Annotated in this window: 23 protein-coding genes and 1 pseudogene; 10 read left to right on the forward strand and 14 right to left on the reverse strand. The window is 58.5% G+C overall.

What is annotated here, in order from left to right:
* The first annotated feature begins 58 nt into the window (after window positions 1-58).
* On the forward strand, window positions 59-1069 hold the full coding sequence (locus BN77_RS11055; protein ID WP_007531694.1) for a DNA-directed RNA polymerase subunit alpha: 1011 nt from the start codon (window positions 59-61) through the stop codon (window positions 1067-1069).
* 44 nt (window positions 1070-1113) lie between these two features.
* On the forward strand, window positions 1114-1539 hold the full coding sequence (rplQ, locus tag BN77_RS11060; protein WP_007531696.1) for a 50S ribosomal protein L17: 426 nt from the start codon (window positions 1114-1116) through the stop codon (window positions 1537-1539).
* 305 nt (window positions 1540-1844) lie between these two features.
* Here the strand turns inward: rplQ and msrQ are convergent.
* Window positions 1845-2474 (reverse strand): annotated as a pseudogene (gene msrQ, locus BN77_RS11065) (protein-methionine-sulfoxide reductase heme-binding subunit MsrQ); the annotation flags it as partial.
* A complete protein-coding gene (gene msrP / locus BN77_RS11070; RefSeq protein WP_007531700.1) occupies window positions 2474-3421 on the reverse strand; it encodes a protein-methionine-sulfoxide reductase catalytic subunit MsrP in 948 nt (315 codons plus the stop codon). The gene msrP and the pseudogene msrQ, both read right to left, overlap by 1 nt.
* A gap of 324 nt (window positions 3422-3745) precedes the next feature.
* Here msrP and ilvD point away from each other — a divergent pair, with 324 nt between their 5' ends.
* Complete coding sequence (ilvD, locus tag BN77_RS11075; protein WP_007531702.1) at window positions 3746-5584, forward strand: dihydroxy-acid dehydratase; 1839 nt, start codon at window positions 3746-3748, stop codon at window positions 5582-5584.
* 37 nt (window positions 5585-5621) lie between these two features.
* Here the strand turns inward: ilvD and BN77_RS11080 are convergent, their stop codons facing one another.
* On the reverse strand, window positions 5622-5927 hold the full coding sequence (locus tag BN77_RS11080; protein WP_085989853.1) for a lysozyme inhibitor LprI family protein: 306 nt from the start codon (window positions 5925-5927) through the stop codon (window positions 5622-5624).
* A gap of 360 nt (window positions 5928-6287) precedes the next feature.
* Between BN77_RS11080 and BN77_RS11085 the strand changes: the two genes are divergently transcribed.
* Window positions 6288-7691 (forward strand): DegQ family serine endoprotease, encoded by a 1404-nt coding sequence (locus BN77_RS11085; protein ID WP_007531706.1) that lies wholly within the window; start codon window positions 6288-6290, stop codon window positions 7689-7691.
* Entirely contained in the window at window positions 7688-9004 is a 1317-nt protein-coding gene (locus BN77_RS11090) for a replication-associated recombination protein A (protein ID WP_007531708.1), read from the forward strand. Before BN77_RS11085 ends, BN77_RS11090 begins: the two co-directional genes overlap by 4 nt.
* Here BN77_RS11090 and BN77_RS11095 read toward each other — a convergent pair whose 3' ends face one another.
* Window positions 9005-9307, reverse strand: a complete 303-nt coding sequence (locus BN77_RS11095; protein ID WP_007531710.1) for a DUF1883 domain-containing protein — start codon at window positions 9305-9307, stop codon at window positions 9005-9007.
* A gap of 768 nt (window positions 9308-10075) precedes the next feature.
* Between BN77_RS11095 and BN77_RS11105 the strand changes: the two genes are divergently transcribed.
* Window positions 10076-10483 (forward strand): DoxX family protein, encoded by a 408-nt coding sequence (locus BN77_RS11105; RefSeq protein ID WP_007531714.1) that lies wholly within the window; start codon window positions 10076-10078, stop codon window positions 10481-10483.
* Between the two features lie 66 nt (window positions 10484-10549).
* On the opposite strand, the gene BN77_RS11110 is transcribed toward BN77_RS11105, so the two are convergent.
* The 6 genes from BN77_RS11110 to BN77_RS11140 form a co-directional block, all read right to left on the reverse strand.
* Window positions 10550-11341 (reverse strand): sulfite exporter TauE/SafE family protein, encoded by a 792-nt coding sequence (locus BN77_RS11110; RefSeq protein ID WP_007531716.1) that lies wholly within the window; start codon window positions 11339-11341, stop codon window positions 10550-10552.
* A gap of 16 nt (window positions 11342-11357) precedes the next feature.
* Complete coding sequence (gene argC, locus BN77_RS11115; protein ID WP_007531719.1) at window positions 11358-12290, reverse strand: N-acetyl-gamma-glutamyl-phosphate reductase; 933 nt, start codon at window positions 12288-12290, stop codon at window positions 11358-11360.
* Window positions 12291-12353: 63 nt separating this feature from the next.
* A complete protein-coding gene (gene speB / locus BN77_RS11120; protein ID WP_007531721.1) occupies window positions 12354-13313 on the reverse strand; it encodes an agmatinase in 960 nt (319 codons plus the stop codon).
* Window positions 13314-13875: 562 nt separating this feature from the next.
* The gene (gene rpsI / locus BN77_RS11130; protein ID WP_007531723.1) at window positions 13876-14343 is read right to left on the reverse strand and encodes a 30S ribosomal protein S9; all 468 of its coding nucleotides are present in this window, start codon (window positions 14341-14343) and stop codon (window positions 13876-13878) included.
* 2 nt (window positions 14344-14345) lie between these two features.
* Window positions 14346-14810 (reverse strand): 50S ribosomal protein L13, encoded by a 465-nt coding sequence (gene rplM, locus BN77_RS11135; protein WP_007531725.1) that lies wholly within the window; start codon window positions 14808-14810, stop codon window positions 14346-14348.
* A 225-nt stretch (window positions 14811-15035) separates the two neighbouring features.
* Entirely contained in the window at window positions 15036-15467 is a 432-nt protein-coding gene (locus BN77_RS11140) for a PaaI family thioesterase (RefSeq protein WP_007531727.1), read from the reverse strand.
* Window positions 15468-15540: 73 nt separating this feature from the next.
* Here BN77_RS11140 and BN77_RS11145 point away from each other — a divergent pair, with 73 nt between their 5' ends.
* Complete coding sequence (locus tag BN77_RS11145; protein WP_007531730.1) at window positions 15541-16374, forward strand: enoyl-CoA hydratase; 834 nt, start codon at window positions 15541-15543, stop codon at window positions 16372-16374.
* On the opposite strand, the gene BN77_RS11150 is transcribed toward BN77_RS11145, so the two are convergent.
* Window positions 16375-17211: an EamA family transporter gene (locus tag BN77_RS11150; protein WP_040677702.1), complete on the reverse strand. Its 837-nt coding sequence runs from the start codon at window positions 17209-17211 to the stop codon at window positions 16375-16377. It abuts the gene before it with no gap.
* A gap of 370 nt (window positions 17212-17581) precedes the next feature.
* The gene (locus BN77_RS11155; RefSeq protein WP_007531734.1) at window positions 17582-17911 is read right to left on the reverse strand and encodes a hypothetical protein; all 330 of its coding nucleotides are present in this window, start codon (window positions 17909-17911) and stop codon (window positions 17582-17584) included.
* Window positions 17912-18014: 103 nt separating this feature from the next.
* Between BN77_RS11155 and BN77_RS11160 the strand changes: the two genes are divergently transcribed.
* The 3 genes from BN77_RS11160 to BN77_RS11170 all read left to right on the forward strand — a co-directional run bounded on the left by BN77_RS11160 (window position 18015) and on the right by BN77_RS11170 (window position 20185).
* Entirely contained in the window at window positions 18015-18443 is a 429-nt protein-coding gene (locus BN77_RS11160; RefSeq protein WP_007531737.1) for a CoA-binding protein, read from the forward strand.
* A gap of 108 nt (window positions 18444-18551) precedes the next feature.
* Window positions 18552-19835: an O-acetylhomoserine aminocarboxypropyltransferase gene (locus BN77_RS11165; protein WP_007531739.1), complete on the forward strand. Its 1284-nt coding sequence runs from the start codon at window positions 18552-18554 to the stop codon at window positions 19833-19835.
* 5 nt (window positions 19836-19840) lie between these two features.
* Complete coding sequence (locus BN77_RS11170; protein WP_007531740.1) at window positions 19841-20185, forward strand: cupin domain-containing protein; 345 nt, start codon at window positions 19841-19843, stop codon at window positions 20183-20185.
* Window positions 20186-20260: 75 nt separating this feature from the next.
* Here BN77_RS11170 and BN77_RS11175 read toward each other — a convergent pair whose 3' ends face one another.
* Both BN77_RS11175 and BN77_RS11180 read right to left on the reverse strand, forming a co-directional pair.
* Complete coding sequence (locus BN77_RS11175; protein ID WP_007531742.1) at window positions 20261-21625, reverse strand: sigma-54-dependent transcriptional regulator; 1365 nt, start codon at window positions 21623-21625, stop codon at window positions 20261-20263.
* Window positions 21622-23484: a sensor histidine kinase gene (locus tag BN77_RS11180; protein WP_040677704.1), complete on the reverse strand. Its 1863-nt coding sequence runs from the start codon at window positions 23482-23484 to the stop codon at window positions 21622-21624. Before BN77_RS11180 ends, BN77_RS11175 begins: the two co-directional genes overlap by 4 nt.
* Between the last annotated feature and the right edge of the window lie 145 nt (window positions 23485-23629).

The following is a 23629-nucleotide window of genomic DNA, read 5'->3' on the forward strand; positions in this document are numbered from 1 at the left end:
GTGCTTCTCAAGCTCGGTTGCCACGATTGGATGGTGGTAACGAACGGAAGGCAAAAAAATGATTCAGAAAAACTGGCAGGAATTGATCAAGCCGAACAAGGTCGAGTTCTCTTCAAGCTCGCGCACCAAGGCGACGCTCGTTGCGGAGCCGCTGGAGCGCGGTTTCGGCCTTACCCTCGGCAACGCGCTTCGACGCGTTCTGCTCTCCTCGCTGCGCGGTGCCGCTGTGACGGCCGTGCAGATCGATGGCGTGCTGCATGAGTTCTCCTCGATCCCGGGCGTCCGTGAAGACGTAACCGACATCGTCCTCAACATCAAAGAAATCGCCATCAAGATGGATGGCGATGACGCAAAACGCATGGTCGTGCGCAAGCAGGGCCCAGGCGTTGTGACGGCTGGCGACATCCAGACGGTCGGCGATATCGAAATCCTCAACCCCGAGCATGTCATCTGCACGCTCGACGAGGGCGCCGAAATCCGCATGGAATTCACCGTCAACAACGGCAAGGGCTATGTCCCGGCCGATCGCAATCGTGCGGAAGACGCTCCGATCGGTCTCATCCCGGTCGACAGCCTTTATTCGCCGGTCAAGAAGGTGTCCTACAAGGTTGAAAACACCCGCGAAGGACAGGTTCTCGACTACGACAAGCTGAACATGACGATCGAAACCGACGGCTCGATCTCCGGCGAAGATGCTGTCGCTTTCGCGGCTCGCATTCTTCAGGATCAGCTTGGCGTGTTCGTCAACTTCGACGAGCCGCAGAAGGAAGCCGAAGAAGAAGCAGTTACCGAACTTGCTTTCAACCCGGCGCTCCTCAAGAAGGTGGACGAACTCGAACTGTCCGTTCGCTCGGCAAACTGCCTGAAGAACGACAACATCGTCTACATCGGCGACCTCATTCAGAAGACCGAAGCAGAAATGCTCCGCACGCCGAATTTTGGTCGCAAGTCGCTGAACGAAATCAAAGAAGTTCTCGCTTCCATGGGCCTGCACCTCGGCATGGAAGTGCCGGCATGGCCGCCCGAGAACATCGAAGATCTCGCCAAGCGTTACGAAGACCAGTACTAACATTCAAACGGCAGGCGGATGCCTGCAAGTGAAGGAGAATAGCAATGCGCCACGGTAAAGCCGGCCGCAAGCTGAATAGAACCGCTAGCCACCGTAAGGCAATGTTTGCCAACATGGCGGCCTCGCTCATCACCCATGAGCAGATCGTGACCACTCTGCCGAAGGCAAAGGAAATCCGTCCGATCGTTGAAAAGCTCGTCACTCTCGGCAAGCGCGGCGACCTGCACGCTCGTCGTCAGGCGATCTCGCAGATCCGCGACGCCGCTGTCGTTTCGAAGCTCTTCGACACGATCGCTTCGCGCTACGCGACCCGCAACGGCGGCTACCTGCGTATCATGAAGGCTGGCTTCCGCCAGGGTGACAACGCTGCTCTCGCAGTCATCGAATTCGTTGACCGCGACACCTACGCCAAGGGCGCAGCCGACAAGGCTCGCGTAGAAGCTGAAGCTGCTGCAGCTGAAGCCGCTTAATCCGTTCCGATTCGTCGGAAGCAAAACAGCCGGGCTGCAAAGCCCGGCTGTTTTCGTCTAGGGGTCAGCGCCTCGCTCTCCCGAATTCCCTACTGAGCCCGCCTTCGGCGACAGGCAACCACGCTACAGACAGAAACGACCTCTTTAAACGTAGCTGCTCCAGCAAAGGTGTCGCTAACCCTTGGGTTCAGGGTGGAGATGGACTGGGCAGGGTGTTTCGATCGGCATTGGGTGGCGGACTTTGCGATCGAGACAATTCGCTTCAGCCGGCAACTCGCTGGCTGAATGGCCGTTTGTTGTCCCTGTCTTCCGCGACCATTCCTGGCCTTCAAGCTGCGCGCAATAGGTCGGTAGGAGCGATAGAGGATCAGAAGGATCAGCAGACTGATATAGACGGATTGTTCGAGGCCGAGAACTTTCGTCGATAGCGCAAAGTGTACTGCGCCAGCAGCAGCGACGATATAGACGAGGCGATGCAGCCGCACCCAGTGCGGCCCGAGCCGCCGGATCGAGAGGTTGTTCGAGGTGAGAGCAAGCGGTACCAGAAAAGCTAGGCCAGCCATGCCGAACATGATGAAGGGCCGCTTCAAAACGTCGCTTACGACCATCGAAATGTCGAGCGCTTGATCCAGCACCATGTAGACCGTGAAGTGCATCAAGGCATAGTAGAAGGTCAAGAGCCCCAGTGCTCGGCGATAACGAAGATAGTTCCAGCCGAGAAGGTCCCGGGCAGGGGAGACGGCCAGCGTCAGGATGAGGAAGCGGATCGTCCATAGGCCAAGGAACAACTCGAAGGTCTTTACCGGGTCGGCGCCAAGCTGATCCGTGGCGCCGAGATAAAAGGTCCAAGCAGCGGGCAGCAGCCCCACTGTATAGAGAGCCCAGACGGAGGCCGATTGCCAGCGCTTCGGGAGACTGATCGAGAGGGTCGCCATTAGAAGCTCTTCCGGAGATCCATGCCGCTATATAGGCTTGCCACTTCGTCGGCATAGCCGTTGAACGGCAGAGTGGGATGGCGGCTGGCCCCGAAGAAGCCGCTTTCTCCGATGCGCCGTTCCGTCGCCTGGCTCCAGCGTGGGTGATCGACCTCGGGATTGACGTTAGCGTAGAACCCGTATTCTTGCGGATTGGTCACTTGCCAGGTGTTTTTGGGTTCCTTGTCGGTCAGAGTGATGCGAACGATCGACTTGATGCCCTTGAAGCCATATTTCCACGGTACGACCAGTCGGATCGGCGCACCATTCTGGTTCTGCAAAGTTTCGCCATAGAGACCGACGGCAAGCAGCGTCAATGGATGACGCGCCTCATCGAGCCGAAGGCCTTCGACATAGGGCCAGTCGAGCGATTGGAAGATGCCCTTCTGGCCCGGCATCTGGTCTGGCCGTACGACCGTTTCAAAGGCGACGTACTTGGCGCTTCCAAGCGGCTCCACCTTGTTGAGCAGCGAGGCAAGTGGGAAGCCATCCCACGGAATGACCATCGACCACGCCTCGACACAGCGCATGCGGTAGGTGCGGCTCTCGATCGGGAATTCCTTCATCAACGCTTCGACATCGAACGTGCCTGGTTTGTTGACCATGCCGTCGACCTTGACCGTCCAGGGTAGCGGCTTGAAGTCGCCGGAGAGCCTAGCGGGGTCGCCCTTATCCAGGCCGAATTCGTAGAAATTATTGTAGGTCGTCACATCCTTCAGCGGAGTGACCTTCTCGCCAACCGTATATCTGCTATCGATGACCGACAGTGCGGCGGCGCTGGCCTTGCTGACCCCGTAGAGTGCCATGGCGCCGAGGCTCGCCGCGCCGAGGAACTCTCGGCGCCTGAGATAGTGCTGCTGCGGCGTGATCTCTGAAGATGCGATCTTGAGTGGGCGATAGGCAGGCATCGGAACCTCCTGAGCATCAGAGCTCGTGTAAACCTTCAACGCATCAAACGCGTCTTTGGATCATTGTTTATGCCCACCGGCATGGCTGCGGGAAGCCAACTTTTTGTGTACGCTGTTTGATGGAATAGTCTGTAACAAAACCAGTGGCGCGACCGTATATGGTCGACGCACCCAAGAGCCCAGGCGTACCAGTTTCGGCTTTCGCGGTAGTGACAGCCCACATCGTTTGGATTAGGACAATTCCAAAAAACGGCGATAGCCCGGTCGCTTAGATCATTGCGCTCCTGCATCGCCCAAAATTTCCGACACAAAAGGAATACACCAATGCCAGCCTATCGTTCCAGAACCACGACCCACGGCCGCAACATGGCAGGTGCGCGCGGCCTTTGGCGCGCAACGGGCATGAAGGACTCGGACTTCGGCAAGCCAATTATTGCGGTGGTGAATTCCTTCACCCAGTTCGTGCCCGGCCACGTCCACCTTAAGGATCTTGGCCAGCTCGTGGCCCGCGAGATCGAAGCTGCTGGCGGCGTCGCCAAGGAGTTCAACACCATCGCGGTCGATGATGGTATCGCCATGGGCCATGACGGCATGCTCTATTCGCTGCCCTCGCGCGAACTGATCGCCGACAGCGTCGAATACATGGTCAACGCTCATTGTGCCGACGCGATGGTTTGCATTTCCAACTGCGACAAGATCACGCCCGGCATGCTGATGGCCTCACTTCGCCTCAACATCCCGACGGTCTTCGTATCCGGCGGTCCGATGGAAGCTGGCAAGGTCGTCCTGCACGGCAAGACCCATGCGCTCGACCTCGTAGACGCCATGGTTGCGGCCGCCGACGACAAGATCAGTGACGAAGACGTCAAGGTCATCGAACGGTCAGCCTGTCCGACCTGCGGCTCGTGCTCGGGCATGTTCACCGCCAACTCCATGAACTGCCTGACGGAAGCGCTTGGTCTGTCGCTGCCGGGTAACGGCTCGACGCTCGCAACGCATGCCGACCGCAAGCGCCTGTTCGTCGAGGCTGGCCATCTGATCGTCGATCTGGCCCGTCGCTACTACGAACAGGACGACGTCAAGGCTCTGCCCCGCACGATTGCTTCCAAGCAGGCATTCGAGAACGCCATGGCGCTCGATATCGCCATGGGTGGCTCGACGAACACCGTTCTGCATATCCTTGCAGCAGCGCATGAGGGCGAGGTCGATTTTACGATGGCCGATATCGACGCTTTGTCGCGTCGCGTTCCCTGCCTCTCCAAGGTTGCGCCGGCAAAGAACGACGTCCACATGGAAGACGTTCACCGGGCGGGCGGCATCATGTCGATCCTGGGTGAGCTCGACAAGGGCGGGTTGCTCAACCGCGAATGCCCGACGGTCCATGCCGAAACGCTCGGCGACGCAATCGACCGCTGGGACATCACCCGCACCAACAGCGAGACCGTCCGCAACTTCTATCGCGCGGCTCCCGGCGGCATCCCGACCCAGGTTGCCTTCAGCCAGGAAGCGCGTTGGGACGAACTCGACACAGACCGCGAAAAGGGCGTTATCCGCTCGGTGGAGCATCCCTTCTCGAAGGACGGCGGTCTTGCGGTTTTGAAGGGCAACTTGGCGCTCGACGGCTGCATCGTGAAGACGGCAGGCGTCGACGAATCCATCCTGAAGTTCTCTGGTCCGGCCAAGGTCTATGAAAGCCAGGACGCCGCAGTGAAAGCGATCCTGTCGAATGAGGTCGCTGCCGGCGATGTCGTCGTTATCCGCTACGAAGGTCCAAAGGGGGGGCCCGGCATGCAGGAAATGCTCTATCCGACGAGCTACCTGAAGTCGAAGGGCCTTGGCAAGGCCTGTGCGCTCATCACCGACGGTCGCTTCTCGGGCGGCACCTCCGGTCTCTCGATCGGCCACGTCTCGCCGGAAGCGGCAAACGGCGGCACAATCGGTCTGGTTCGCGAGGGTGACATGATCGACATCGATATCCCGAACCGCATCATCAGCCTGCGCGTCGACGACAAAGAGCTCGCAAGCCGCCGCGTCGAGCAGGAGGAGAAAGGTTGGCATCCAAGCGAGTATCGCAAGCGCAACGTCACGACCGCGCTTAAGGCTTATGCTGCTTTTGCAACCAGCGCCGACCGCGGCGCCGTTCGAGATCTTGGCAGCCGTTAAGGTTTAGGACCAAGGACAGTGTGAAACGGACCGGCCGCTAAAGTGGCCGGTTTATTTTCTTGTAGGTTTCGTCCAGCTGTTTCAAGCGCTCGTCATAGGCGGCCCTGATGCAGACGACATCTGAGCCGCATTCCCGGCGCTTCTTAAGCCAAGCCGTTTGCTCGTCTTGCAAGGTGCCGCGTGAGCCCATAGCCATCAGTCCGGATAGCAGATCGAAGGTCGTCACCATCTTAACATCGGCATCGTTCAGGGTGCGGTTCTCGCAGATCACTTTTTCATCGGGCTTCAGCTCTTTGGTCTCGCAGTCGAAGCTGGCCGAATGGGATGCGCTGGTTAAGTCCATACAGAGGATGGATGTCGCAAAAAGGAGAAGCGTGCTGCGCAAAAGTCTCATGCATCAGTTCCTGTTTGATTGGCGCTAGGTGCCCTTCGGTAGATGATGCGCGCCACGGCTTAGGCAAGCACAGAGCCATCTGCTAAGGGTGTCTTGCGCTGTCATCCGTTGAGTCAAGAACTCTCGCGTGGGCGACTTCTATCTTCCTTTTCCTTTAAATATCAGTCGCATGTCACTTGTTTCTGAATCAGTTTGAGAGGCATGTTCAGCAGATCGTGAGCTGCCCTATTCTTCCATGCTTCCGCCCTCTTTCCTTTCTAGCGTCCGACACTACAACGTTTTCACAAGAGTATTTCAGAAGGACTTCCCATGCATGACCTGTTGAAGCGCACGGCCCTGCCGTTCATGGCTTTGATGCTTGCGCTACCGGTTTCCGCCAACGCCCAGACGGCCAAGACTGTGCCGCAGAGCCAGGTGGAGATGCAGCTCTCCTTCGCGCCGTTGGTCAAGCAGACGGCCGGAGCTGTTGTGAACGTCTATGCCGAGAAGACCGTCCACAGGCAGTCTCCCTTCGCCGGCGATCCCTTCTTCGAGGAATTCTTTGGTCAGCAGATGCCGAATCGCAGCGAGAAGCAATCGTCGCTGGGATCCGGGGTCATCGTTGAATCGAACGGAACGATCGTCACCAACAACCACGTCGTGGACGGCGCCGACGATATCAAGGTTGCGCTTTCGGACGGGCGTGAGTTTCCGTGCAAGGTCGTCTTGCGGGATGACCGCGTCGATCTCGCCGTTCTCAAGGTCGATACGAAGGAAAGCTTCCCGACGCTCGCGCTCGGTAATTCCGATGCGGTTGAAGTCGGCGATCTCGTACTGGCGATCGGCAACCCCTTCGGTGTTGGCCAGACAGTGACGAGTGGCATCGTCTCGGCGCTGGCGCGCAATCAGGTGGTCAAGAACGAGTTCGGTTTCTTCATCCAGACGGATGCGTCGATCAACCCGGGCAATTCCGGCGGTGCACTGATGAACATGAAGGGCGAGCTGATCGGCATCAACACGGCGATCTTCTCGCGCGGCGGGGGCTCGAACGGCATTGGCTTTGCGATTCCTGCGAACCTGGTCAAGGTATTCCTGGCTTCGGCCGATGCCGGCGTGAAATCCTTCGAGCGGCCTTATGTCGGGGCAACGTTCGATGCGGTGACATCAGAGATTGCTGAAGCGCTCGGGCTCAACAAGCCACGTGGCGCTCTCATCGTCAAGGTGACGGACGGTGGTCCAGCCGCAAAGGCTGGATTGAAGGCAGGTCAAATCGTTACCGCCGTCGACGGCATTGCTGTTGAGCATCCGGATGCGCTTCTCTATCGTCTGACAACGGCCGGGCTTGGCAAATCGGTCCAGCTGACCGTGCTTGAGAACGGCCGCGAGCAGCAGATCGCGCTCGCACTCGCCAGAGCGCCCGAGACGGCACCACGCGATCAGCGCACGATCGGAGGCCGTACACCCTTTACCGGCGCCGTCGTTGAAAATCTGTCGCCCCGCGTCGCCGACGAGCTTCGTATGCCCTCCGAATCGACAGGCGTCGTTGTTTCCGATGTAAAGGAGGATTCCATTGCCGCTCGCCTTGGCTTTCAGCCGAAGGACATTATCGTTTCGATCAATGGCACGGAGGTGAAGACGACCAAGGAACTTGCTAAAATCGCCGACGAGGATCCCAGCTTCTGGCGCGTCGAGATCGAGCGCGACGGTCAACGCATTAGACAGTTTTTCCGATGAGTGACGATTTATTTGCACCACGTATTCCCGAGGAGGTCGCCAATAGGCGGCCTCTTGCCGATCGTCTGCGTCCACGCGCACTTTCGGAAGTGACCGGTCAGGACCATCTGACCGGTGAAGACGGCGTATTGCGGCGCATGATCGACAGTGGCTCGCTCGGATCGATGATTTTTTGGGGCCCGCCCGGAACCGGCAAGACGACCGTTGCCAGATTGTTGTCGGGCGAAGCCAGTCTTGCTTTTGAACAGATATCAGCGATTTTTTCGGGCGTGGCCGATCTCAAGAAAGTCTTCGAGGCAGCCCGTCTGCGCCGGATGGACGGCCGCCAGACGCTGCTTTTCGTCGACGAAATTCACCGTTTCAATAGGGCTCAGCAGGATAGCTTTCTCCCTGTTATGGAAGACGGCACTGTTATTCTCGTCGGCGCCACGACCGAAAATCCGTCCTTCGAGCTGAATGCGGCTTTGTTGTCACGCGCGCGCGTCTTGACATTCAAGTCGCACGACGATGAGAGCCTTGAAGAATTGTTGAAGCGTGCGGAAACGACCGAAGGCAAAACGCTCCCGCTAACCAATGATGCGCGTGCAAGCCTGCTGCGAATGGCGGACGGCGACGGCCGTGCCGTGCTGACCTTGGCGGAAGAGGTTTGGCGTGCCGCGCGGGAGGATGAAACCTTCGACACCGATGGGCTGACACGGATTGTGCAGCGCCGCGCGCCTGTCTACGACAAAGCCCAGGACGGGCATTACAACCTTATCTCGGCACTGCATAAATCTGTCCGTGGCTCGGATCCGGATGCAGCACTCTACTATCTCGCCCGCATGTTTGACGCTGGCGAGGATCCGCTCTACCTCGGCAGACGTCTTGTCCGCATGGCCGTGGAAGACATCGGCTTGGCCGACCCGCAGGCGCTCGTGATCTGCAATGCCGCAAAAGACGCCTATGACTACCTCGGTTCTCCCGAAGGCGAGCTGGCATTGGCGCAGGCCTGCGTCTATCTTGCGACCGCGCCGAAATCGAATGCCGTCTATACCGCCTTCAAGGCGGCGACGATGGCCGCCAAGCAGAATGGCTCTCTTCTGCCGCCGAAGCACATCCTGAACGCGCCGACGAAGCTGATGAAGGGTGAAGGTTACGGCGAAGGCTATCGCTACGACCACGATGAGCCGGACGCTTTTTCCGGCCAGGACTATTTCCCGGAGAAGATGGGACGCCAGACTTTCTATGATCCCCCGGAGCGCGGCTTCGAGCGGGATATCCGCAAACGTCTTGAATGGTGGGCGAAGCTCAGAAAAGAACGCAACCAGCGCTGATCAGGATGCGCGCATCTGTCCTGCCGGTGTGACGAGCTTGACGGCAGATTCTGCAAGTCCGTGATGCCCCTCCATATCCACGACGAGATGCCAGTGACCGCTTTCTGGAATAGAAAGACGGATAGGAGATTTCCGCGCGACGCCGCCGACATACTTGAAGTCGAGGACTTCGGTGAAACGCTGATAGTTCGGCGCCGTCATCAGGCGCACATTCGCCACCGCGTTCAACGTTACCTCGATGATCGTTCCGGCGCGCTGCTCGTTGAGATCGTAATGGGTAAAGCGAAAATTCGGTTTTGGCATCGGTCTTCGGCGTGGCTGGTTCCGTGCCGCACCATAGGCGCATTCCAGTTAAGGAAGCGTTTGCCATTGGTGCAGGCAGCAGTCGTCTTGTGTCAAGGCATAATGCAATGTCTGCGGGCACGCGGCAAGCGCGATGCCGAAGAGAGCGCGCGCCTGAGCCGTGCGTCGCTCACGCATCTGTCGTTTCGGTTCTAGGCGCTCAGACGGTGAGACCGAACCATTCAGTGCATGATGTCTCCCATGGTTTAAACCTTCACATTTTCCAGGGAAGCTACGCCGCTTCCAGTAAACGCAGTTGCGACGAAGGCGGCAGCGCGAAGAAATACCGTTAGTTTCATTGATATTAGCGGTGAACCCTGAATCATCTTAGCAAGACTTTGCTGTACAATCGGAAGCCGAAGTCTATTCCAGTGTTGATCGCCGCTTGAAAACATAGCCACAATGCTGGCGTTCGCGGGGAGGAATGCCAGGACCATGGATGGCCAAGTAATCGATGGAGCGCTCAGACGCCCAAGTGGTCTGACCTGCTGATCCGGCTCGTCGAGGGCGGCGGACGGGATAACAGGACATTCCACCTTACCAAACGCTCACCATGACTTGGGCACGGGACCCTTATGATCGCTTGGTTGAAAATAATGGTGGGCCCATGTCGGGAGAAGAGATTGCGCGGCGTCCTTTGGTGGAAGGCTGACGGGATCGGGACCGCAGCGGGACGCCGCAAGCCTGGACAAAGATGCTGAACGGCTTCGAGCCGAAGGGAGAAATGATATGAGCAAGACATTTGCAATTCTGCTAGCGCGGTTGATCTTCGGCGCGGTCTTTGCAATGGCCACGAGCTTCAAGTTCATGGATATGCAGTCTACCGCAAGCTATATCGCCGCGGCAGGTTTTCCATTCCCGCTTTTTCTGGCGTGGGTAGCGGCCTTTTTTGAACTTGGCCTGGCTTTGGCACTCCTGACGGGTGCCTTCTTCTCGGAAGCCTCGTTTCTTGCCGGCATTTACGTGGTTTTCCTGGCCTTTGCCTTCCATGGTCCGGGGCATTGGAATGGCAATCAGGCGGAGTTCGGATCTTTCGTCGATCACTTCACCTTCCTTGCCGGACTGCTTTTTGCTGCCGTGCACGGCCCGGGAGACACACTGGTCGTGAAGGCGCGGTCGCTCCTAACGGCCCGTTAGGCAACAGCCATCCTTTCCACAGACTGGTGGTGGCGCGGTCGCTGCGCTGCTCCAAGAGTGCTGGATCTACCGGAGAATTCCGTCGAGCGCCGGCATTCCCAAAATGGCGGAGACTGCGATCAGCAGATAGCAGATCGTTCGGAACGTACGCTCCTTGGCGATCCAAAACAGCTTCGAGCCGGCATAAAGACTAATGGCGTAGCTCGGCAGGATGACCATGGTCAGAGCGAAGACGGCGTCAACGAAGAGCCCGCCGAAATAGTAGCTGACGACGCTGAAGCAGGTTGAGATCGCGAAATAGAGAATGACGTTTGACCGCACGCGGGCAAAATTGGACTTGCCCCCGAGCCAGTAGGCGACCACCGGCGGCCCGCCGAGTTGCGCGGCGCCGCTGAAGAGGCCGGCAACGAGACCCGTCAAGCCGGTCAGCGACATCACCGGCTCATCATGATATCGGCAACCGGACACAAGCAGTGCCAGCAAACAAATGGCGATCACGCTAATCGCCCAGCGTACGACAATCGGATCCATCAGTGCGAGCGCCGCGGTCCCGGTCGGCACGCCAAATAGGGCGCCCGCCGCCATGGTGAAGACTTCGCGCCGGTTTGCACGGCGCCAGGCTGGAGGAATCATGCCGAGTGTCGCAAGGCCATCGATGACAAGCAGGACCGGTGATATCAGCTTCGGACCGATGATTGCGCCGCCAAGCGGAATGAAGATCAGCGCCGCCCCAAACCCCGAGAAGCCGCGCGCCAGTCCCGCAAGGAAAGCGATGACGACAAGCGATGGAATGCCGTGATCGGGCAAGGCAGCGACAAACCACGCGCTCGTGTCCGCCAGCAGCGTATTAGGCGACATCAACCGGCTCCGGGGATTACGAGGCGAGCATAAGGTCCATGTTTTGAACAGCGGCGCCCGAAGCTCCCTTGCCGAGGTTGTCGAGCAGCGCCACAAGGTTGACCTGCGAGGCGCCCGGCGTGCCGAACACGAAGAGCTTCATCGTGTCCTTACCAGCGAGCTCGACGGCATCGATGCGGGGGAGCTTGCCGCTCTCTTCCAGCGGTACAACTGTCACGATGTCCTGACCCGCGTAGTGAGCCACGAGAGCAGCGTGGATGCCTTCAAGCGTCGCCCCTTCGGCAAGCTCGTCAAGATGCAGCGGCACCTGAACGATCATGCCCTGCGGGAACTTTCCGACTGAGGGCGAGAAAATTGGTGCGCGATCGAGGAGCCCGTGAATCTTCATTTCGGGCACGTGCTTGTGGGCCAGTGTCAGGCCGTAGAGGAAGTGAGGTGCGGTGATCGCATCGTCGCGGCTCTGGTCCTCCATCTGCGCGATCATCTGCTTGCCGCCGCCGGTGTAGCCGGAGACAGCATTGACCGTCACCGGATAGCCGTCTGGCAGGAGGCCGGCAGCGCGCAGCGGCCGAATGAGACCGATCGCGCCGGTAGGGTAGCAGCCAGGATTGGCAACGAAGCGTGCCGACTTGATCTTGTCCGCCTGCTCCTTGTCCATTTCCGCGAAGCCGTAGGCCCACGAGGAATTGACACGGAACGCCGTCGACGTATCGATCACCCGTACGCTGTTGTTGCCGGAAACCATCTGCACTGCTTCCTTGGAAGCTTCATCCGGCAGGCAGAGGATGGCGATGTCGGCGCCGTTCAACATGTCCTCGCGCATTGCAGCGTTGCGACGTTCCGCTTCCGGGATTGACAGAAGCTCGACATCGCGACGGCCGGCCATGCGCGTGCGGATCTGCAATCCCGTCGTGCCGTGTTCGCCATCGATGAAGATCTTCGGTGCCATTGTCTTGCCCACACTTTCAATAGGTTAGAGAGAAGTCCGGAATCACTTTGTAAGAAGGATGAGTCAGCCGTGTGACACGCTCGCACGGCGCTCGGCATGCAGGCCAAGCATATACATCGCGACCGTCGCCCCGGCAATGGCGGTGATATCGGCATGGTCGTAGGCCGGGGAGACCTCGACGACGTCAGCACCCCTGATATCGAGCTGGTGCAGACGCTGCAGCACGGAAAGGATCTTGGCGCTGGAGGGGCCGCCGGACACGGGCGTACCGGTGCCGGGCGCATAAGCGGGGTCAAGGCAATCGATATCGAAGGTCAGATATGCTGGTGCGCCACGGGTATGCGAAATGATCGTCGAGGCGATATCGCCCGCACTCATCTCTTCAAGCTGATGGCCATAAAGAATATGAATACCGAAATCCTCGGGAGCGTGGGTGCGGATGCCGATCTGGATCGACCGATCCGGATCGATGATGCCGTCTCTGGCTGCCCGTGCCACGAAGGAACCATGGTCGATCCGCCTGTTATCGTCGAACCAGGTGTCTTGGTGGGCGTCGAACTGGACGAGCGCAAGCGGTCCATGCTTAGCCGCATGTGCCTTGAGGATTGGCCATGTCACGAAGTGGTCGCCTCCAAGGGTCAGCATGAAGGCACCACTGTCGATAATGGTCTTCGACTGCCGTTCGATCGCCTCAGGAGTCTCGTGGTGGTTGCCGTAGTCGAGGAGGCAATCGCCATAGTCGATCACGGCCATGTCGGCAAAGAGATCGCGGTTGAAGGGGTACTGCGGGTCGTTATCGAAGATCGCCGACGCGCGCCGTATCGCCTGCGGCCCGAACCGCGTCCCCGGCCGATTAGATGTCGCGGCATCGAACGGGATACCCCAAATGACCGCATCGGCGCCAGTCAGGTCCTTGGTAAAGCGGCGGCGCATGAACGATAGCGCTCCGGCGAAGGTCGGGTCGCTGGCTGCCGATGTAAGGCTCGCTGCCGTGAATGCGTGGTCGATCGACTTGTTGGCCAAGTGATGCTCCTAAAGAGTGTTGGTCCGCTATGCCTAGCAGAAACGAATTTCAAACCGAAAGGGCAAAGTGGTGCCGGTCAATCGGGCAAGATGGTTTAACCCGGCAATTTGTCGGCCAGCAGTTCATCTGCTCGGGCCATCGACGGCGACGAGGCCGATATTTCCCGGCTTTCGCTTGGCCTCGAGGCGTTCGAAGCGTGCTTCATATCTCGATCGAAGCGGATTGCCGGAAGGGGAGTGATGCAGAGTGCGTCGCGAAGGAGATCTTGATGTCACCATGCCGACAAACCCGCTGGTATCGAACATGAGGCGCTGGTCTTCCTGATACGCGAGCGCGAAGCTCTCTCAACGGTTCGATTGAGCCTCGAACGGCGCAAAGGGGTCTGTTTTTTTCGAACGAAAGTTCAGGTCGGCCAAGAAGCCGCCGCTTTGCGCATCGCTATGGCGGTGTTGCAATAACCCAATAACAAACGAGGCCGGAACATCATATTCGATGTCCCGGCCTCTAATGTATAAAGGCCGAGCAAAAGCCCGGCCTTCGCATTCCGTATTCCGGTAGCGATTAACGCTTGGAGAACTGGAACGAGCGGCGGGCCTTGGCCTTACCGTATTTCTTACGTTCAACAACGCGGCTGTCGCGGGTCAGGAAGCCCCCCTTCTTCAGGACCGAGCGCAGGCCCGGTTCGAAGTAGGTGAGAGCCTTCGAAAGGCCGTGACGAACGGCACCGGCCTGGCCGGAGAGGCCGCCGCCAGCAACCGTTGCAACGATGTCGAACTGGCCGTCACGGGCAGCAGCGACGATCGGCTGGCGCAGAATCATCTGCAAAACCGGGCGTGCGAAATATTCCGTGAATTCCTTGCCGTTGACGACGATCTTGCCGGAGCCCGGCTTGACCCATACGCGAGCAACAGCGTTCTTGCGCTTGCCGGTCGCGTAGGAACGGCCAAGCGAGTCGACCTTGCGGACGTGAACCGGAGCAGCAGCTGCTTCGGATGTGCCGAGATCCTTCAGGGAGGAGAGGTCAGCCATTCTTAGGCGCTCCTTACGTTCTTCTTGTTCAGCTTGGCGACGTCTAGAACGACAGGCTGCTGTGCTTCATGAGGATGGTTGGAACCAGCATAGACGCGAAGGTTCTTCATCTGGCGACGACCAAGCGGGCCGCGGGGAACCATACGCTCAACAGCCTTCTCGAGAACGCGCTCCGGGAAGCGGCCTTCGATGATCTGACGAGCGGTGCGCTCCTTGATGCCGCCTGCGTAACCCGTGTGCCAGTAGTAAACCTTGTCGGAGTACTTCTTGCCGGTGAATACGACCTTGTCGGCATTGATGACGATGACGTTGTCGCCGTCGTCAACGTGAGGCGTGAAGGTTGCCTTGTGCTTGCCGCGCAGGCGCATAGCGATGATGGAAGCGAGACGACCAACGACGAGCCCTTCGGCGTCGATGATGACCCACTTCTTCTCCACCTCTGCAGGCTTCTGGGAGAAGGTTGCCATAGTTGTTACTCTCTTTTTGGATCCCTCGGCCCGGAGGCGAGAGGGCGTTTCTTGTTGCTTGGTTTGGTTGCCCGAAGACACACCAAAGAGAAAGCAGCCCGGAAAGGCTGCATTTCTGGCGGTGTGTATAAAGGCAAAGCGATGCCCGGTCAAGCAACACAGATCGTTGTGGTGCAAAAATACATGTGCAAAATCAATGTGTTATATATGTGGTATCATAATACCTCATATTTCGGGCGGCGGAACGGAGTAAGTCGCGGTCGCGTGGGCGATCAGCGCGTCTGCATTCTCCTGAAAAATCGAAGCGTCGATGACGGCGAGCCGCTTGCCAAGCTTCAGAATCCGACAGGTACAAGTAGTTGGCCTAAGCGTCGGCAGGCGCAGGAAGTTGATGTTGAGATTGGTGGTTACCGCCAACGCGACCGGCCCGATATGGGCGAGCACCGCCGCATAGGCCGTTACATCAGCCAAGGCAAAGAGGGCGGGACCGGATACGGTGCCCCCAGGGCGTAAATGCCGCTCGTTCGGGTCGAGCCTCATCGAGACGCTGCCGGGTCCGATCTCGGTTATCGTGAACACCCGCCCATCCGTATGGATCTGCGGAAAGTCCGTGTCCAGAAAACGGTGGAGCTCGTCGATCGTCATGATCGGCTGCATGAGTTCGCCTCGAAATTGCTTGTCGTCTGTGGCAGAACAATTAGCATGAAAAAGCAATGCAGGGAGTTAGACCATGGCCGAAGTCGTATCCTTTCGAAGGGATCTGAGCAAAGCGGGCGAGGGTGCGCTCGTCATCCCGCAATTAAACGACGGCGTCCTGCGGCTGACGCTAAGCAATCCGCCTGCAAATGCACTTTCTATCGCCGTCATGGAAACCCTGATCGGTGAACTCCAGAGCGCTGCGAACGACGCCGACGTCCGCGTCATCATCATCGCCTCGACGGGCAGTGTCTTCTGCGCAGGCCATGATCTCAAGGAACTGACTGCGCATCGCGCGAACGAGGACGGCGGCGAGGCATTCTTCGAAGAAACCTTTGCGCTTGCGGCTGATCTGATGCTCGAGATCACGCGCCTTTCAAAGCCTGTTATCGCCGAGATCGACGGGCTTGCAACGGCTGCCGGCTGCCAGCTTGTCGCTTCCTGCGACCTTGCGATCTGTACTGATACGGCAACCTTCTGCACACCAGGCGTCAATATCGGCCTGTTCTGTTCGACGCCGATGGTAGCGGTTTCGCGGGCAGCCCATCGCAAGCAGGCGATGGAAATGCTGCTTACCGGCGAGACGATCGACGCCTCGACCGCCAAGGATTTCGGTCTGGTAAACCGCATCGTCCCGAAGCAATACCTAACGCAGGTCGTCACCAAATATGCGTCCGTCATCGCAAGCAAATCACCGCTGACGCTGAAGATCGGCAAGGAGGCGTTCTACCGCCAGCTCGAAATGCCGCTCGAGGAAGCCTACAGCTACGCCGCTCAGGTCATGGTCGACAATATGCTGACGGCCGATGCCGAGGAGGGGATCGGAGCCTTCCTCGCCAAGCGCATGCCGCAGTGGACAGGCGAATAGCTAGCCGAGTTTCAGGATCAGTCCGCCGAGCGCGATGATTGCTCCGGCGAGATAGCGCCACGCGCTAGCCTTTTCCTTTAAAACGATGACCGAGATCAACAGGGCAAAGAGGATCGACGTCTCGCGCAGCGCGGCAACGGTCGCGACCGGCGCCTTGGTCATCGCCCAAAGTGCAAGGCCGTAGGATGCAATCGATCCGCCGCCACCGATAAGGCCGCGCCACCAATTGTAGCGGACATGCGCGGCGACTGCGACGGTGCCCCGCTTGGAGGTCGCCCATGTGAAGAGCAATACGGGCGGCAGCAGCGACATCCACAACGTATACGATACCGCATTGCCGGAGATGCGGGCGCCGATGCCATCCACATAGGTATAGGTTGCAATCACGCACGCATTGGCGAGCGCCAGTCGGATGGCGTGCCCGCCGCCTCTTCGCGCCTCGAAGGCCAGCGTCAGGATGCCGGCGCATATCGTCATCGTTCCGATCACCGCACCCGTTGACAGCGTCTCGTCCAGGATAAAACCGCTGGTAGCTGCGATTAGGAGCGGCGCGCATCCGCGCATCAGCGGGTAGACCAGGCCGATGTCGCCCTCACGATAGGCGCCAGCAACAAGCTGGAAATACACGAACTGGAGAACGGCCGAAGCGCCGATGAACGGCCATGCCGCAGCGTTCGGCAATGGCAGGAACATCAGGAAAGGGAGAGCGCAAACAGCGCCGCCCGCCGATATGAGGCTGGCATCCAGCGACTTGTCTGTGCCCGCCTTGATCATGGCGTTCCATGTCGCGTGCAACAGGGCACCAAATAGCACAAGCATTATGACGTGGATTGGCAAAAAAGACGACCAGATGGTGTGAAAACTGCGACTGAGAATGCTTGTTGCCCCGCGGCGGGCAAAAATCAAATCCTAATTGATGACGGCACGACGTCAGGCAATTTGAAGATGCCTGCTGGCACTCCTCAGAAAAAGAGGAACGTACACCAGAAGTATTTATTTGGCTGTCGCTTATTCAACTATGAGGCGTTGCTAACATAAGCGTGAACATATGTGAACATATACAGGATATACATAGAACTTTAAGGATCGAATGGCCTCGATCACGTCGAATATTATACGATTGTGACAAAGCCGTCACAAAAATAGGCGGGCGCTGCCTGAAATCAATAAGGTTAGTGCACCTGATTTGGGACGTGAAAACGCGCTTTTACAGCGAGTAATCGGGGATAATAAACATCCCGTCGAGGTTGTTGATATTTTGACAATTCAGCACGCGACACCTTGGATTATCTCTCGTCGGAATGGTCGTCCATTCCGCATACTGGTTGACGTCGCAATAGTTGCTGTTGCGAATATAGCGATCAAACAACGTCATGCCGCTAACCCGTTTCGATGGATACCGCAAAATCACAGCGCCCTCATTGTGGATCGCCGCGCGCGCCCCCTGACAGCTCATCGAGAGCGAATTGTATCGCGAAATTGCAAGCGCCGGGGAGGCCGCCATAACCATGGTGATCACGGTGACCAATTTTTTCATGGCAACATCCTCCTTCGGCGTCCTAATGCCTATATACGCCGAAACTAACTGCAGGTTTCAATGAACTGCGAAATAAACGCGATTGTCATCGGAGGCGAAGCTCTTGAATCACGACAAATATGAGGATGACTACATCCTCGATATTTTGCGTTCCGTGAAAACTATTGCGCTGACCGGAGCGTCGCCGAATCCGGCGCGACCGAGCAATGGCGTCATGGGTTATCTGCTGTCGCGCGGATACGAGGTCATCCCGGTGAACCCAGGCCAGGCTGGCAAGCAAATTCAGGGACAAATGGTTTACGCCCGGCTTGCCGATGTGCCTCGACCCGTCGACATGGTTGATGTCTTCCGTGCCTCGGAATTTCTGTCCGGCGTCGTCGAGGAGGCGTTGGCGATGAACCCGCAACCCAAAGTGATTTGGGCGCAGCTCGGTGTGCGCGATGATGCGGCTGCCGCAAGAGCAGAGGCGGCCGGCATCAAGGTGGTCATGGATCGTTGCCCGGCCATCGAGTATCCACGGCTTGTCGGCTGACGGGTTGGATTTTCCAAATAACGTGCCTGGGTTGAAATAGAACGAGATTAACTTTTCGCGGTCGTTCGCTATGCTCGCCGCCATTCGATCACTGAATGGGAGGGCTTCATGGCCAAGAAGGGTCCGGGTTTCAATACGTTGGCAGTCCATGCGGGAGCGCAGCCTGATCCCGCGACGGGCGCGCGCGCCACGCCGATCTATCAGACGACCGCCTATGTATTTAATGATTCTGATCACGCTGCAGCGCTCTTCGGCCTACAGGAGTTCGGCAACATCTATACCCGCATCATGAACCCGACCCAAGCTGTGCTCGAAGAGCGCGTCGCGGCACTTGAGGGCGGCACTGCGGCACTTGCCGTTGCGTCTGGCCATGCGGCACAGATGATCGTCTTCCACACGCTTATGCGCCCGGGCGAAAACTTCGTGGCCGCGAAGCGGCTCTACGGAGGCTCGATCAACCAGTTCGGCCATGCCTTCGATAACTTCGGCTGGCAGGTCCGCTGGGCAGACTCCGCCGATCCTGCGAGCTTCGAAAACCAGATTGATGGCAAAACGCGTGCGATTTTCATCGAAAGCCTCGCCAATCCGGGCGGCACTTTCGTCGACATCGCTGCAATTGCGGCGGTTGCACACAAGCATGGCCTTCCGCTGATCGTCGATAACACCATGGCGAGCCCCTATCTCGTCCGGCCGATCGAGCACGGTGCCGATATTGTCGTGCATTCGCTGACGAAATTTCTCGGCGGCCACGGCAATTCAATGGGCGGCGTCATCATCGATGGCGGAACGTTCGATTGGTCGCAGTCAGGCAACTATCCGATGCTGTCCAGCCCGCGACCGGAATATAACGGTGTGGTCCTGCATTCGACGTTCGGCAATTTTGCTTTCGCCATCGCCTGCCGCGTGCTTGGCCTGCGCGATCTCGGTCCGGCGATCTCGCCCTTCAATGCCTTCCTGATCTTGACGGGAATCGAAACGCTGCCGCTGCGCATGCAGCGCCACAGTGACAACGCGATCGCGGTTGCAAAGTGGTTGAAGGCGCACAGCAAGATCGCCTGGGTGAACTATGCTGGCCTCGAGGACGACCCGAACCATACGCTGCAGCAGCGCTATTCGCCGAAGGGGGCGGGTTCGGTTTTCACCTTCGGTGTCAAGGGCGGCTACGAGGCGGGCAAGACGCTGGTCGAGGGATTGGAGCTATTCTCGCATCTCGCCAACATTGGCGATACGCGCTCGCTCGTGATCCATCCCGCGTCGACGACCCACCGGCAATTGACGGACGAGCAAAGGATCGCCGCCGGTGCCAGCCCCGACGTCGTTCGCCTTTCGGTAGGCATCGAGGACGTGAAGGATATCATCGCTGATCTTGAGCAATCGCTGGCGAAGATCTGAGGGACATGGGAAACTATCTGACCTTTAACATCAATGACGTCGAACCCGAATTCGGTGCCCCGCCAGCCGACCGCGTGCTGGCCGGCGACCCGCAGTTCACGACCTGGAGCCTGGAGGAGGCCGATGGCGGACTTTATTCCGGCATATGGGAGGCGTCGCCCGGCAAGTGGCGCATCGCCTATGATGAGTGGGAGTATTGCAGCGTGCTTTCGGGATACTCGATCGTGACGGAAGATGGCGGCGATGCCGTGCATCTTCGGGCAGGCGATCGCATGATCCTCAAACCTGGCTTCAAGGGAGCCTGGGAAGTAATTGAAACGACACGGAAGGACTATGTCATCAGACTTTGATTTCAGCGCCGCACAGGGCTGAGAAGCGGTGTCGAAGGGTCGTTGACGCTCGCTCCGGCCAGCTTTGCGATAAACCTAATTCCTGTCAGAGGAAGATGCGAAATCGCTGCGGACGATGCCATGGCGCTGCAGCTTGTCGTAGAACGTCTTCCTGGGAATACCGAGGTCTGCGATGGTACGCCGCACGTCGCCATCATTGGCGTTCAGCGCTTCGCGAATAATGTGGGCCTCGTATCGCTCCAGCCGGTCCGGCAGCGACAGGGTTTTGTCCGTCTCCGGTACTGCCGCAGGAGCTTGGTCCGAAATGTGGCCGACGCCGAGGACAAACCGCTCTGCAAAATGTGACAGTTCGCGAACGTTGCCCGGCCAGTCATATTCCCGTAGGTGGCGATGGACGGACGAGGGGATGGCAGGCACCTCGCGCTTGAAGCGGGTTGCGGCGCGCTCGGCGAAGTAGCCGAAAAGAAGCGGAACGTCGTCGCGACGCTCCTTGAGCGGCGGGATCGAGATCGTCACGACGTTGAGCCGATAGTATAGATCCTCGCGGAAGTCGCCACGTTGGCGGGGATCGCCGAGATCGATCTTGGAGGCGGCAACGACGCGCAGATCGACCTGCCGAACCTCGTTCGTTCCAAGCGGCGTTACCTCGCGCATTTCGAGCACGCGCAACATCTGCACCTGTGTTGCCGGCGGCATGCTCTCGATCTCGTCCAGGAAGAGCGTACCGCCACTGGCATGTTCGATGCGACCGATGCGCTTCTTCTGAGCGCCGGTAAAAGCGCCGGGTTCGTGACCGAACAGCTCGCTTTCAACGACGCTTTCAGGCAGCGCTCCGCAGTTGAGCGCAACGAAATTGCCAGCTGCACGTCGGCTCCAGCGGTGCAACAGGCTTGCCACCACCTCCTTGCCGCTGCCGGTCTCACCCGTTAGGAGAACGTCGACGTCCGTATCGGCAATCTGCCGCAATGTGTGCCGCAGCCGTTCCATCGCGGGTGTCTGGCCAATCAGCGGCAGGTCGTCACGTGCCTGTTCGGTTGCCTTCCGCAAAGACCGGTTTTCCATCACTAAACGGCGCTTTTCGGCAGCGCGCCGAACGCTTTGGATAAGCCGGTCTGTTGCGAAGGGTTTCGTGATGAAGTCATAAACCCCATCCTGCATGGCTTTCACTGCCATTGGAATGTCGCCGTGGCCGGTGACCAGGATGACCGGCAGATCCTCGTCTTGCTGCCGTACGCGGTTGAAGAGCTGCAAGCCATCGATCTCCGGCATCCGGATATCGGAAACGAGAACGCCTGCGAAATTCGCGTTCAATGCCGCCAACGCTTCGCCGGCATTGGAAAAGGCGGAAACGGCGAAGCCGGCGAGTTCGAGCGTCTGCTTGGTTGCCCGAAGCAGGTCCCTGTCGTCGTCGACGAGGAAGATCGGCGTTACTTCGCTCATGCTCTGGCCTTCCGCAAATGTACTGTAAAGCAGGTTCCGGTTTCATCGCTGGTCACATCCATGCGGCCGCCATAGTCTGCCACGATGTCCTTGGAAATAACGAGGCCAAGACCCAGACCTCTCTCCTTGGAAGTGTTGAACGGCGTGAAAAGCGACTTCAGGATAACAGGCGAAATGCCTGGCCCGTTGTCAGCGACTTCGATCGCAACCTCCTCGTCAGTCTCGCTGACAGAGACATCGACTTTGGCATCGGCTCGCCCATCGAGGGCTTCCAGGGCATTTTGGAACAGGTTGATTAGAATCTGCTCAAGCCGGATTCGGTTGCCAAGCACATACAGCCCTGCTCGCGGCTGCCGGATATTCAGTGCCTCCAACTGGCCAGCGAACCGGCTTTTCAGCAGAACCACCGCACCATCGATTACTCCGAGCAATTCGATGGGCTCCGGTGCAACCCGGCCCTTTCGCGCGAACGCCTTCAATTCATCGGTAATGGCGCCGATCCGCTCGGTGAGGCTGGCGATCGCTTCGAGGTTTTCGTCAACGGGAGTCGTTTGCTGGCGCTCCAGGAAGACGCGGGCATTGTCTGCATAAGCGCGTATGGTCGCGACCGGTTGGTTGATCTCATGCGCAACGCCTGCGGCGATCTGGCCGAGGATCGCAAGCCGGTTCGCCTGCACCAACTCCTGCTGAACGATCTGCAGCCTCGCTTCCGTTTCCCTGTGATCGGAGATTTCGGCCTGCAAACGGTCGCGCGCCCGGCTGAGGTCGTCGGTTCGTGCGATGACCCGTCGTTCCAGCTCCTCACGCATGGCCTGTTCTTCCGCGATCTTCGTCGCGGCCGCCTGGCGTCTCCTCAGAATTAGCCCGGTAATGGCGAGGAGCGGCAGAAGGACGGCCAGCGACAGCAGTCGCATTTCACGAACCGACGCAGCAACCGGCGCGTCGGTCGGGACAAGGTATTCGAGATGCCACGGCGTGGTTGGTACCGGCGTGGAAAGGCGTAGATATTGGCCCTCGCCACTGCCGGGAAGAACCGCAGAGACTAGTGAAGCCGCAGCGTCGATCGGCTGAGGGCGCATGATGGGCAAGGTCGCAAGCGGTGCGTCACCGAACTGGAGGCTGTTGCGGATGGCGGCAAGGTCGGCCTCCGGCACGGGTCCGTTCATCATGAAACGCCACGAGGGAATACTGGTAATCAGAACTACGCCGCGATCGTCGACAACATAAACAGGGCGTTGCGTATCGCGCCAATCGCTTTCCAGCTGATCGAACTGAAACTTGACGACCACGACGCCAAGCGGTGCCGCCGCACTGCCCACGCGGCGCGAAATGTAGAGGCCGGGACGCTTGCTTACACTGCCGAGGGCAAAGTGCTCGGCACTCCCATCGTCCATCGCCTTTCTGAAGTAGTCGCGGAAGGTATAGTCGTTGCCGACAAAGCTGATGGGCTCCCGCCAATTGCTGGAGGAGACAGCGATGCCGTTGGGACCGATGACGTAGAGCACGGCGGCCTGCGTTCCCGTGACGAGCCGCTCAAGCTTCCGGTTCAAGATGTCGATCGCATCGCTGCTCTCGGCGGACAGGGCATCGAGAACCTGTTGGTCCTCGGCTAGAAGCAGAGGCAGCGCGCGCGGCCTTTCCAGAACTGCGTTGAGGAGCGCGACCTTGAGGCTCGCATCGGTGCGGCCTTGGCTCGCAATCGTGTCAATAGCGGAGCGGCGCCCATAGATGGTGGCGCCAAGGAGCGTGGCAAGGATCAGGACAGCCGAAACCGTGGCAAAGAGAATCCAGGCTCGCCCAATACGGCGGCTGGCCCGGTAAACGGAGCTGAAACCTGATGGCGAAGGAGGCTGCAACATCATTCAATTTGTGCGTAATTTCGCACTCTCGTCAAATCAATTTGTGCGAAAATACGCGCAAATCTCCCATTATGTGGGAGGTGAATTCGAAATATTGATTGTGAATCAATGATTTCATAGTTTCGTCACAACTTGGCACGCATGT

It is taken from the genome of Rhizobium mesoamericanum STM3625, from assembly GCF_000312665.1.
Lineage (GTDB): Bacteria > Pseudomonadota > Alphaproteobacteria > Rhizobiales > Rhizobiaceae > Rhizobium > Rhizobium mesoamericanum.